The organism is Agaribacter flavus (genome assembly GCF_042646125.1).
In the GTDB taxonomy this organism is placed as follows: domain Bacteria; phylum Pseudomonadota; class Gammaproteobacteria; order Enterobacterales; family Alteromonadaceae; genus Glaciecola; species Glaciecola flavus.
The window spans coordinates 1-12,821 of sequence record NZ_JBHRSW010000036.1; the positions used below are offsets into that span (position 1 = coordinate 1).

The 12,821-nt window shown below is 40.8% G+C and carries 8 protein-coding genes; 1 reads left to right on the top strand and 7 read right to left on the bottom strand.

The window, feature by feature from the left end; all coding sequences use genetic code 11:
• Window positions 1-140 precede the first annotated feature (140 nt).
• On the top strand, window positions 141-827 hold the full coding sequence (locus ACFOHL_RS14450; RefSeq protein WP_376920952.1) for a LysR substrate-binding domain-containing protein: 687 nt from the start codon (window positions 141-143) through the stop codon (window positions 825-827).
• Window positions 828-834: 7 nt separating this feature from the next.
• On the opposite strand, the gene ACFOHL_RS14455 is transcribed toward ACFOHL_RS14450, so the two are convergent.
• The 7 genes from ACFOHL_RS14455 to ACFOHL_RS14485 form a co-directional block, all read right to left on the bottom strand.
• A complete protein-coding gene (locus tag ACFOHL_RS14455) occupies window positions 835-2,652 on the bottom strand; it encodes an FAD-binding oxidoreductase (RefSeq protein ID WP_376920953.1) in 1,818 nt (605 codons plus the stop codon).
• A gap of 9 nt (window positions 2,653-2,661) precedes the next feature.
• Window positions 2,662-2,853, bottom strand: a complete 192-nt coding sequence (locus ACFOHL_RS14460) for a hypothetical protein (RefSeq protein WP_376920954.1) — start codon at window positions 2,851-2,853, stop codon at window positions 2,662-2,664.
• A gap of 25 nt (window positions 2,854-2,878) precedes the next feature.
• The gene (locus ACFOHL_RS14465) at window positions 2,879-3,523 is read right to left on the bottom strand and encodes a glutathione S-transferase family protein (protein ID WP_376920955.1); all 645 of its coding nucleotides are present in this window, start codon (window positions 3,521-3,523) and stop codon (window positions 2,879-2,881) included.
• 52 nt (window positions 3,524-3,575) lie between these two features.
• A complete protein-coding gene (locus ACFOHL_RS14470; protein WP_376920956.1) occupies window positions 3,576-4,040 on the bottom strand; it encodes a nuclear transport factor 2 family protein in 465 nt (154 codons plus the stop codon).
• 141 nt (window positions 4,041-4,181) lie between these two features.
• Window positions 4,182-5,669 (bottom strand): tryptophan halogenase family protein, encoded by a 1,488-nt coding sequence (locus tag ACFOHL_RS14475; RefSeq protein WP_376920957.1) that lies wholly within the window; start codon window positions 5,667-5,669, stop codon window positions 4,182-4,184.
• A 113-nt stretch (window positions 5,670-5,782) separates the two neighbouring features.
• On the bottom strand, window positions 5,783-8,275 hold the full coding sequence (locus ACFOHL_RS14480; protein ID WP_376920958.1) for a hypothetical protein: 2,493 nt from the start codon (window positions 8,273-8,275) through the stop codon (window positions 5,783-5,785).
• A gap of 17 nt (window positions 8,276-8,292) precedes the next feature.
• Window positions 8,293-11,871, bottom strand: coding sequence for a TonB-dependent receptor (locus ACFOHL_RS14485; RefSeq protein WP_376920959.1), 3,579 nt, complete (start codon window positions 11,869-11,871; stop codon window positions 8,293-8,295).
• Window positions 11,872-12,821: the final 950 nt, after the last annotated feature.

Sequence of the window (12,821 nt, forward strand, 5' to 3'; positions counted from 1 at the left end):
CTTAATCAATGACCTCATTTTAGGGGCTCAACTTAGTAAAAGAAGAACGGTCTATTTTGATCGCTTACACTACGCGATTGGTTCGGTTGACCGAAGCTGGCGCGAGGTTTCTTCATGATTCTGAAAAAGTACTGGAGGTTTTGACAGAAGCAGAAGCAGCAGGGGTGTACAGTAAGCCAAAAGGTGTGTTAACTGTAACCGCTCCAGTTTTGTTTGGACAAAAGCATATTATTCCAATTGTTCAAGAATACTTGAATAACAATCCCGCGGTTTCGGTGAAAGCTATGTTCTATGACCGAGTGACTAATTTACTTGAAGAGGAACTAGATGTTGCAATTAGAATTGGACATCTAAAAGATTCTACTCTGTATGCAACGAAAGTAGGCGAAGTGCGACGAATTGTATGCGCATCGCCCAGATACATAAAGAGAAGAGGTGTCCCTAAGTATCCTTCAGAATTGTGCGAGCATGACATTATTTACCCCACTACCTTTGAAAGTAAGACGGTATGGGAATTTCAGAATAGTGGTGCCGGTACGACTGAGACTGTCAAGTTATCGCCACGATTGCGCTGCAACCAAAATATAGCTGCTTTGTCAGCTGCACTTGATGGATTTGGCATTACCAGACTAATGTCATACCAGGTCGGGGAAGAGCTTTCAAAAGGAACCCTGCGTCCTATGTTGACAGCTTATGAAGGTTCGCCACTACCGGTAAGCGTTGTCCATGTTGAAGGCCGGAGAGCGAATGCAAAAATTCGCTCATTTATAGACTTGGCTGTAGAACGACTGCGAGAAAACCCGTTTATTAACATATCCCAACAATAGACTTGTTTTACAAGTCTATCGAAAGTGTCGTTGTTCCCCGTTTGGGTGTAGCGCTGCAAAGTAATACTTTACCCTCGTCGGCGATAAATGATGGCACATTTGAATAGGTGACATCACCATTGTTTACACCACAACTGCACGCACCACAATTACCTACTCTGCAGCTATACATAGGCTTTAGCCCCTGTTTTTCTGCAAATTCAAGTAGCGAGCCTTCTTCTTGAGTCCACCTTGCTTTTATATTGCTTTTTGTAAAATGAATTTCCGTCTCTTCCGCTGTCTCTAACCCCTCGTTATTTGACTCTTCAATGCTACCTTGCCCAAAGAATTCATAAAAAATGTTAGAAGGTTTAATACCCATACCTGTCAAGCCTGAGTATAGTTGACGCATAAAGGGTTCAGAACCGCAAAGGTAAAAATCGTAGTGATCGAAAGGCAAAATTTGTTTGAGTAACTCAATATTTACTCTCCCTGAGTTTATTTTTACGTCCATATTCCTGTTATTTGGAAGAGAACGCGAAAAGATGATGTGTGTGTTTAACCATGAATAGCGAGTCGTGTATGTATTTAGTTCGTTCAAAAATGCAAGGGTTTCAGGGCTTTGCGTACCGTGTATGAACCACACTTTTTTTACTTGTTTATCTCTTTCGTACTTCTTTACCAGACTCTCTAGCATGGCTAACATTGGGGTTATACCCACTCCCCCCGACAGGAAAACAATCGAATGCTCATTTTCCGCTAAAGTAAACTGTCCTGCAGGCTGACCAGCTTGAATAGTGTCACCAACATGAAGTTCATCATGTAAAATACGCGAAACCGTTCCGTTCTTTTCTCGTTTTACGGAAATCCGGTAGCTATCATCGGCTGGAGCTCGCGATAAGGTATAACTACGATTAATTAGCTCACTCGTTCCTTCTTGCTTTACACCAATAGGTAAAAATTGCCCTGGCACGTATTGCTTCAATGTTGAGTTGATACTTTTTGGAGCGAGGTAAAAAGAAGTAATATCACGACTTTCTTTTCGTTTATTAATTATTGTAAATAAACCTGAGCTTTGTTTTGTCCCTGTATCATTAGGCCAAGTACCAGTGTTGGTTAGGGAGGGGGACATTTCTTCCAATTCACCGGTCATTTCCAAGTAATCAGGAATAAAAATGCTATTGCGTATCTTTATTGATATAACGCGTTCTGCACCTTCAACTTTTGCGCTGATGGCTTCGTCCCAAATAATAGAGGCATCTCCTGAAATAAATACGGCCTCACCATTAGAAAAATTTGGGAAAAATAGTCCTACTCGGCCATCTGATTTAATGTTGCCAAGCGTATTGAAAAATCTGTTTCCACTAAAGTCTGGAAAATATAGTGTGTCACCATCAATTTTTACAAAACCAGGTTTTCCACCTCGATGGGATGCATCGATGCCACATCGCTCATCCTCTGAAAAAATTTTTGTGCGTGATGCAATAAAGAATGTATCCGCTTGTGAAACGAGTCTCCTTGTTTGTTTTGAGGGTGAGCTATCAAGGCCTAGAGAACTGGGTATATTCCTTTTTGTGTTTATTGCTCCATTCAGATGACGTTTTTGGATATATTGCGGACAATTCCCAAAGCTTTGTTCTACACTGATAGAAAATTCTTCACTTCCTATATGTTTAATGCGCCCATTCATTCTGTTGCGTCTTCGCGTGTGTAATTCCACCCCAACTAAACCTATTTTTTTATCTTGAGTAAAATCTAAGTTGAGCGTTTCTTTCAAATTGGGGATTGAGGAAATAGTGAGTGTTTTGTCATTAGGGGATTGAATAAAACCAGCCTTGCCAAACAATGGAAGAGCCTAAGGATAGCCCTCATGGTCAACCATTGCGACAATGACCATATTGAGGTTCTCAAAGAACTCGCGATGTTGATTCGGCATTGCTGGCCTGACAAACCCCTCACTATATTGCGCAACCATGTCAGCAACGCCTAATTTTTCTTGTACTGCTATTTCAGCCCGATGAAATTGGGATTTTTTGTTGTCTGACATGTTTGTCTCCTAACAAAGGCAATATCTATTCAGTGGGTTCTGGTGAGCGTTTCATGCCAACAAATCTAGGATGTGCTTCTATCTTCGCCAACCAAGCTTGTATAGATGGATACGGTTCTAGTGATACCCCACCCTCTGGCACATGAGAGATGTAACTGTAGCCTGCCACATCTGCCAAAGTAATCACATTTCCCGCTAGAAAATCTCTATCTTGAAGTATGGGCTCCAGTACCGAAAACAGCCCAAGCGTTTTTTGTTTAGCCCCTTCATAGTCTAGTCCCGCACCGAATACTTTAACTAAACGTACGGCGCAAGGGCCATAGGCTATTTCTCCCGCAGCAACTGACAACCATCGTTGTACTTCGGCAGCTTTGACTGGATCTTCAGGGTACCATTCATACCCATCATTGTACTTGTTGTTCAAATAAATAATAATTGCATTTGAGTCAGCAAGTGTAAATCCATTGTCGTCAATGGCTGGGACTTGACCAAACGGACTGATTTTTAGATATTCGGGCGCTTTGTGAGCGCCATTTGCCATATCTAAATCGATCGTTTCGTAAGGAATATCTAAGAACGACAGCATCAGTTCCACCCTGTGGCAATGACCTGATAGTGGGTTTCTATATAACTTGATGGGGCTGTTTTCTTTTGAAAATTTAGCATTCATAGTTGTTTACTCTTAAGTTGTTTATTAAATTTTGTAAAACCGGTTTTCTCAATTAAAACCCAAGCTCGCTCAAGCTTGGAAAATCATCTGGTCGTCTACCAAGTGGCCAATCGAATTTTCTTTCTCCCTCAGAGATCGGATGCTCATTAATACTTGCTATTCTTTGTTTCATTAGACCGTCTTCATTAAATTCCCAATTTTCGTTTCCATATGCTCTAAACCATTGGTCTGAATCATCTCGGAACTCATACGCAAATCTCACCGCTATGCGATTATCTGTGTATGCCCACAATTCTTTTATTAAGCGATAGTCTAATTCGCGCGTCCATTTGCGCTGTAAGAATGCTTCTATTTCTTCCCTGCCTTGAATGAATTCAGCGCGATTGCGCCATGGGCAATCTTCGGTGTAGGCGAGAGCGACTCGCTTCGGATCTCTGGAGTTCCAGCCATCCTCGGCAAGGCGAATTTTTTCCTTTGCAGAGCTTTCTGTAAAAGGTGGGAGCGGTGGTCTTGGCATAAGAAAATCCTTGAGTATGTGGTTAGATTGAGACCACTATATCTGGAAATATCTTAGAAATAATTGATAAATTATGAAATTAATTGTTTCGATACTGGTAATAATGGCGCTTGTACTTTTAGAAAGAGCTGGCTTGGATAGTCACATTTTAGTTAGTGCTGTTTTGCAATATTCATCAATAAAACTTTGATGCGATGGTAAGGAATTAGCGCGTTTTAGTTCACGATCTTTCATCATATTGATGAATTGCTTAAGTTCAGCATCACTCATGTTGTCCACGATAGGATGATAATATTTAGGGATTAAGCCCTGTCCTATCAAAACCTGCATCCAAGAATCTTCAAAGAGCTCACCATTTTTAAGACATATATGTCCTGATTCTTCAAATAAACGCAATCTATGATGCAAATTCTTAGGCAGCTTTATGCCTTTAAAATAACGCCAGTAAGCACTGTCGTCTCGTTCAGTTACAACGTAGTGCATAATGATAAAATCGCGAATTGCCTCGATATCAACAGCGGTTTGCTGATTAAACTCATCTACATGACTCTGGAGAATACCATTTGAAGGGAATAATTTGAGTAGCCTGATTATAGAGCGCTGAATAAGGTGAATACTCGTGGATTCCAATGGTTCGAGAAAAGCTGAGGAAAGGCCAATCGCTACACAATTCTTATTCCAGTGCAGACGACGGCTCCCAGTCTTAAACTCAATCAATTTTGGTGACGTTAGGGGCTGCCCATCAATGTGTTTAAAAAGAAGCTTTTCTGCATCGTTGTCAGACATGTATTTACTACTATAGACAATTCCATTTCCAACGCGATTTTGCAGAGGAATGCGCCATTGCCACCCACAAGAATGAGCGATTGAGCGAGTGTAAGGCTTTGGTGGCTCAACTGAGGTCGATTGCAAAGCAATAGCGCGGTCATTGGGGAGCCAATTTGACCAATCTTTATACTCTGTTTTCAAAGCTTGACCAATAAGCAGTCCACGTTGACCTGTACAGTCAATAAACAAGTCTCCAGGCAGTTCTTTACCCGAGCTGAGTTTCAAAGCTCGAACCTTACCATTGTCTTTGTTCAATTCAACGCTCTGAATTTTGCCCTCTATTCTTTTCAGTCCTCGTTGTTCACATATTTTCCGTAGATATAGCGTATATTTACTTGCGTCAATATGGTATGCGTAGTTAATTCCATTGTTTTTTACCCTAGCAAATTTTCCTAGGCTGGCAGCAACCTGTTCAACACAAAAATCACCGAATTCGTTAGTCAGACCAAGCTTTTGAGCTTTTACCCAGAAATGTTGAAAATCACATGCCCAGCAGTCTTTACCTGTTTTACCAAAAGCATGGATGTAACTGTGTTCTATTTGTTTCCAATTTTCAAATTTAATTCCCAGTTTAAATGTGCCCTGAGTTTCACGTAAAAAATCAGCCTCGTTTATGTCAAGGATTTCGTGGAAAAACTGAAGCGTAGGGATAGTAGCCTCACCTACACCAATTGTTCCTATCTCTTCAGATTCGACAAGGGTTACATCTATATTTTTAATAAGTTTACACATCGCTACAGCTGTCATCCAGCCTGCAGTGCCGCCGCCTGCGATAACGACTTTAGTTGTGTTAATTTTCAAAATTGCTTCCTTGTTTAGTGCTTTACCTGAATTAGCTTTTAAAATTAAAAAAGCTCGGAATAAAAGCAAGCCGAGCTTTTTAAATAGCAACCTAAAATTGCACTGATTAATTGTTATTGTGGCACAGGGAACATCCTAATATTGTCCAACTGGAAAGTCTGACCGGCTGGTATGTCAAATTGTAGCTGTACATCTGCATTTTCCCAATCAAATTCAGGATCATAAGCATACGGCGTACCTTGCCAATCAGTAGCGACTGAAACAGTATTCAAGTGATAAGCATAGGTGTTCCAAGCCGTTGCTGAAGCCTCAGCAAAGCCTGCTTTTCTGACATATGCAGAACCGTTTTCGTCAACTATTCTAACATTTATCACTGATGGATTGGCACCAGCAGGATCAGAGTAGCTAGGGTTTCTCAAATCAAATTGAACGATATACCGCATACCTGGCTTAACAGCACCTTGCAACAATTGCGATGAGTCTAGGATGAGCTGGGCTCCTTCTGGGCCGGCAGTCACCTCAAGACCGTATTGCAAGTCATCAACATTTTGCACTCTATTGGCTTCTTCTGTTACTGCAAGCGTTCCATCTCCAATTACTTGCCATCCGCCTGCTACGCCTTGGCTGAATTGGCCTTCTGACACTAGATCTCTAGCACGAGTATATTCGTACTTGACCATAGAAAAATCATCAAATGAACCTTGATCAAGACGGAAAGTTAAGTCAAATATTGAATCTGTTTGGAAAAACTCGTCAGCATTAACATAAGTAAGAGTATGCTCAAACCAATCAGCCGTTCCCCTAGTTGGGGAAGTTTCAATCTGAAATGAGTCAGCCGCGTCTGCATTCTTATTGAAAGTGACCCTTGCGCCGCCCCAAGCGGCACTCTGTTTTGCAAAGAAGTTGATATAATAATCATCTCCTTCTTCTATTTTTCCTTGCTCTATACCTTCTTGTTCTAGCTCTAAGAAAGTACCACCTTGTGCGTTATTTAAACCGTATTCTCCTGAATATGCAGCTTCAGAAGTCACGCTCAATATACTTGTATCACCGCTAAAAGCAGTGCCATCCAACGAGCCTCCTTCGAATCCATTTGAGTCAGGGTTGCCGACGTGGAATAGATTGGGGTTAGCTCCTGTTAGTACAACACGTAGCTCTCGTTCATCTGAGGTTAAACCACCATCAGTTAACCTATATGTATACGAAAGTACCTTTTCTTCGCCAGGTGCGAGATTTAGGAAGCCGTATGGATCAACGCGCACTGCATTGGGGTTTGATAGATCAACACCAAATCCAGTACTTCCCTCTGCTGGAGTGAAGTCTATAATCTCAATCGGATCACCATCTAAGTCAAGTACACCTTCTTTTAAATTAAAGGTTACAGCTTCACCTGAGGTTTGTAATGATTGGGTTAAAACAGGCTCCTCGAATTCCGGTGGATTAAACAAATCAGCCCCTTTTATTGTGACGAAGAAGCTACGATCCACAAAATTTGTACCATCTGTTACTTGGAATTTGAATTCGAGTTCAACATTGTCCCCTCTCTCAAGTAAATCAGCATACGGGGATGGGTCAACTGTTACGTTATATTCAATAATTCCCCTTTCCTCTGTCCATACTCTTGTAGAATTACTGTCATTGAATACGCCAGCAGGTAAACCCTCCGGAGGCGTCATACCAATGACATTTAGTCTTTCAATTTGATAATGAATGGGTTGATAGGTATTTTCGAGGGCACCAATATTTAGTATAAGGTCTTGAACATCTTCAATGTCTTGATCGAATATTCCCTCAATAATATTGAATGTAATTGGCGACGATTTTTCAGATATTGGCATCATGACTTGGTCTATTGGCATTGATTCGCCAGTATCTGGGTCTAAAATGGGATCGCCGTTGCTATCTAGCTGAATAAATTGGGGTGCTTCGTCCTCTCCGTCAATTATTACTTTAAGTCGACGCGCAACCTCAGTTTCTCCGTCAGTGACGACATATGCCATGTGAAGTTGAGATGTTTCCCCCGTTACGAGTATTGGTTCGAACTCAGTCGGTGTAACGCGTAAAAAGTTCTCGAACAGCTCAAAACCATAAATAATACCGTTTGTGACGGGTAGATTTTGAAGCTCCCTAATTTCCAGATCTTGTGCAGGCGTAGTGTTTATGACATTACCTTCTTCGTCTAGGAAGCCTAAAGCTTCGTAGATTGGATTACATATTTCCGGATAATTAACTGAGTTGGTTGCAGTCAGTGAGCAGTCTGGGCCTTGCCACACAAATTGAACTTTTTCTACCCTAAGTACCGAAGCATTATCGGCATCACTTATTCCCGTCAGCAAATCAATATCGAAAAAGTCAACTGGATCTGAGCTGCTGGTTAATAAGTCAGGAAACTTATCTTCGCTCTCTTTAAACCGAAACTCCCATTCAAGTTGTTCATTATCATTTAGGTATGTGCTACTTAAACCCTCTACAACCAGAGCCGTTGGATCCAAAACAGGGGGAGAGTTGTTTTCTACTCTCACGATTTCGTTGTCTGTACCACTACCACAACCATAGAGTGCAGTGATTACTGCTGGTACTAATAAGTTTTTATATTTAAATTTCATCTTGATAATCCTTCACTCTAAAAATTAACGCGTAAGCCAACACGGAAGGTGCGGCCATTTGTTTGCAGTAGCTGAGTTCTGCTTTTGTTGACATTGTCTTCTAGTGCGTTACCTTCGTTGAATGGAATTTCATTACCTTGATCATCTACATCTCCCAACAAATGTTCTCTACTTGTGTAGTAGCGTCTAACACCTTCATCGGTGAGATTGATGGCTTGAAATGATATGAGGACATTCTCGTTGACTTTATAGTTTGCTGAGAAGTCGAAAGTACCATTGCCTTCTTGCCAAACAGCTCCCTCACGCGAAAATCTATTGACTAATTCGTCGGATTTTCCGCGGTAAGCTAAACGAATTTGATGCCCGTCTTGTTCCCAAAATACCGTTGCATTGTAACTATGCTTTGGTGTCCAAGCGCGCGGAAATTGCGGTAGTATTTTACCTGCTTCTATTGTGGATTCCTGTTCGTCAGTAGCACTTTCTTGGTAGGTGTAATTCATTGTGGAACCTAGGCCAGACCATATTCCCGGTAAAAAGTCATATACTTGGGAGTGAGAGAACTCAATACCTGTAATCGTTGCGCCTTTTCCGTTGATTGTCTTTCGAGCATCAAAAATTGCGCAATAATTAATTAAATCGGAATCATCGTAAAACCATTCTTCACTCACTTGACCGACAGTCGCTCTGCGAGGCATACAACCAGCATTGCCAATCGCTTCATATCCAGTTGGGAATTGCGCAAAGTATTCTCTGATTTGTTCCTCGGAGCGAATCAGATTGGCTGCATCGTAGCCTTCTAGATCCTTATCACGTAAATCATCTGCATAAACAATAGATGTCTCATTCTCAATAAAATCAGACATGTCTTTATGAAATACTGCAACCGAAAGCAAACTACTTTCGTTAAAATACCACTCAAGAGATAGATCTAAGTTAATTGACTCTTGCGGCAACAACTTAGGGTTATTTAGTGTAATATTTGAACCACGTGTTGTTGTTGCAGCGTCACCCCAAATACCTTCATTTAAATTAAACCCAGGTTTGAGGCTATCAATAGGCGGGCGTGACATCGTTTTAGATGCTGCAAAGCGGCCAATCAAGTCATCGGCGAGCTGATAATTAATGTTTAAACTCGGTAAGAACAAATCATAGGTATTTGAGCCAACTGTAGTAAATGTTCTGATGCTGTCGTCTCTGTTTACTGAGGGGTCATCATCAAAAACATTTTGCACCAAAGTTGTAATGTCACTATGACGCCAGTTCCACCACCAGCCTCCCTGAGAAGCATTCTGTGTTGTCCTTGGATCAAAACATGGGTAACCAGCCGGATCCTGGGGTAAACGCGTGGGATTGTCAGGATCAGTTATGCGGTCCCATCCGTTGCCATCTATTCTATTAAACCTTAGCTGCCCAGCGGGGTATGGGGCAAACAAATTGTCTGTGTTGCAGGTGTCCAGTTCTGGGTTTCTAAGCTGTCGCCAAACAAATGGGTCATACGTCCTGTTGAAGGTACTGCTATAAAACCTAGCCCCTGAGCTGCCAAATGTTTCAACATCGGTGCGCACGTACCTAATACCAACATCACCTGTTAGTTTACCACCAACATACTCAAAGTTGGTTTTAAAATATGTTGCGAAGTTTTCCAAGTTCACGCGGCGTGTTCTGGAATCATCGACCTCTAAATTGTTTCCATCCAAACCATAAGCAAGTTCGAGTAATTTTTCCTCGTCGACCAATGTCCAGCCATCAGTAATGTTGTTCCGAGAGACACCAAAAGCAGCCATAAAGTCGTCTACAGGAAAGGGTTCGTCCGAAATAAAGTTATCCGCGGTGATTGAGCCAATGTTAGCACCTGTAATGATAGCTTTCAGACCGATTGGATTACCCTCAGAGTCGAAGCGAGTAATTGCAATTGGTTGGGTTGTTGTTCTGAATTGGCCTAGTTGGTCGTCGACAAATTTTTCTCGTTTGGAATATTTTGCACCAAACTCAAAACTAGTGATGCCCGCGAAATCTACTTCCCAATCGAAGTCTAAAAATGCTGTACGCTGTGTATCGTCGACTTCCTGTTCGCTAAGTGCCATCCAATTTACACCTTGCGAGGCTATGTCATCTGGATTAAACGCTGAGCGTGAGAATTCATCACCGGTTACTTCGGGATCATTAAGTGAAACAAACCCGTCACCAAATACTAATTCACAAATTCCGGATGTACAGTCGTAACCCGCTGGTTGTATACCTGTGTGTGGTGTTCCGTACTCGCTAGCCCGCGCTTTTACTTGTGCCCAAACCTTGTTATTGAGCAGATTCATAGTAACGTTATTTGTAGGCTCTAAGTGAGTATTTGAATAATTTAGCCCTACCTCCATTGAAAATGAATCGGAAAAGTAGTGAGTGACATTTAAGTTGGCTACTTTATTGACAGTGGTGCCGCCGCCGTTTCTTCGTTGCATCCCTCCATCACCAAATCTTCCCAATGACTTGAGAAGGGTTCTGCTTTCTGGGTCAAAAGTAGCCCAATCTTCTTGAGGATCTGAAAATGTTGGAATGCTATCTGGGAAAACATTCACAGCATTAACGTTTACCACGCCTTCTTGGTAGTTTTTAAGATCGACTCTAGGCCTAATATTTACACTGTGATTGGTATCGATAACATCTTGATTCGCCCAGTTCAGGTTTAATACGATATCAGTCTCGTCAGTAGGTTGATACTGAAATGTCGCATCTACGCCTTGACGATTCCTTTGGTTGGTATACAAACCATATTCGACGTCTGTTGGAGCTAGCGCCATGAAATTTGTGATTATTTTACCTTCGAGGTCTCGCGCTATATCAACCTGCTCTGCGGTGTATCTGCTTATCCTAAGTTCGTCTCTTCTGATTGAACTGGTTTCGTCATATGCAGTGACTAAGAGGCCAAAGGTATTGTCGTTAAATGTTTTGGAGAAAGTGCCAGATATTTTGTAGTCTTCTTCTTCTGAAAAATCATTGTAACGCCCTTGAAGAGTTAGTCTCTTTATATCTTGGCCTACATTGAGTGGCTTGACAGTATTAAGTTGAATTGATGCGCCCAACGAACCTTCATCATGGTCAGCACTGGGTGTTTTGACAACATTGATACTGGATAGTACATCCGAAGAAAATGCACTTAAATCGACTGATTGATTGAAATCAGAACTCGTCAAAGTTACACCATTTAGCGTTATTACGTTTTGGTCAGGGTTTGCGCCCCGTACTGTAACTCTCGTACCTTCTCCGTCTTGACTCTGTATAGAAACACCAGTAACGCGGGACAACGCATCGGCAATATTTTGGTCTGTAGATTTACCAATATCCTCAGCAAAAATTGAGTCTGATACGTTTTTACTGAAGCGTTTTTCGTTCATCGCTTTTAATAAGCTACCTTTAAATCCAGATACCTTTATGACTTCAACGGTATCTTTTTCCTTTTTGCTCGAATTATCAGGACTCTGATTAACTTCTGTGTTGGCTACTTCTTCTTCGGCGGCTTGCTGATCAGCATAGACGCCTGATGAGTTGGCAAGTATTGCCAAGGTTAAAGCGCTTAGCTTAAACCTTGTTCCCGTGTTCTTCATGTGTGTCTCCCTTAGGGATAATTTTCAATTTACCGTAGTCAGACCTAACGACTAAAGATAGATATTTTTGTTCAAAGTAGGTTGAATGTTAACAATTAGCAAACAACTAAATAACACAATACACCCATTTCAACGAAGGGATCCAGAGGCTATATTTGATCTTGCTTACTGTGGGATCTTTGAAAATTTAGGTTAGTTTCGAGTTGAACAAGTAGCATTTTTGATTAAATCAATGAAATTTCAAGGGAAAATGTTTTACTCTTGAAATGGTTGTTCACCAATAAAATAAAAAACTCATGGGTAAAAAAATTAAATATCATAATCAGTAAGTTAAAAATGATAAATTTCAATATTTTCATGCAAAGTTTGAAAAAATATAATGTATACATTAACTTGGTGAAAAAAAATATTAAACACTGTCATACAACAATGAAGATGTGCATTTGGGTTAATTTGCAATACGGTGGCAAAAACAAAATGAGCGATTCAAATATCAATAAATGTAGTCAATGGCGAATGTGTGTTTTAAATACTTCTCTTAAAAAGTTAGGGTTCACGAATTGTATTTTTAATAAGACAAGCAGCGCTGAATTGTGCTATTTTGCCCAAAGCGAATATTTTATATTTGCCGACTAAACAGCCTCAAATATCGCTGAAAGTATTCAGCAAAATACTATTTGAACATGCGGGAATAATATAGAGAGTGTGAAAAAGTAGCTAAGGTTTGAAAACGAAAAAGTAATCTTTGCATTATTTTTATAGAAAACTAGACGCATTAAATAATTAGTGCTAAATTATTAACAATTCACCAAAGTAACTACTTCTTTTCTGGGTGATACACTTTTCCATTGGCAAATATCTCCTTAAAGCGATTAAGCCATCAAACTTGCAAAGATTAAGCTTCTAACAAATCGAAACAACATACAGAGAACCTAAGTCGTACGTGCTTG

What these genes read in the sequence shown, in the direction of transcription:
- ACFOHL_RS14460 (WP_376920954.1), bottom strand. Translation starts at nt 2,853, where the DNA reads ATGTCAGACAACAAAAAATCCCAATTTCATCGGGCTGAAATAGCAGTA.
- ACFOHL_RS14465 (WP_376920955.1), bottom strand. Translation starts at nt 3,523, where the DNA reads ATGAATGCTAAATTTTCAAAAGAAAACAGCCCCATCAAGTTATATAGA.
- ACFOHL_RS14470 (WP_376920956.1), bottom strand. Translation starts at nt 4,040, where the DNA reads ATGCCAAGACCACCGCTCCCACCTTTTACAGAAAGCTCTGCAAAGGAA.
- ACFOHL_RS14480 (WP_376920958.1), bottom strand. Translation starts at nt 8,275, where the DNA reads ATGAAATTTAAATATAAAAACTTATTAGTACCAGCAGTAATCACTGCA.
- ACFOHL_RS14485 (WP_376920959.1), bottom strand. Translation starts at nt 11,871, where the DNA reads ATGAAGAACACGGGAACAAGGTTTAAGCTAAGCGCTTTAACCTTGGCA.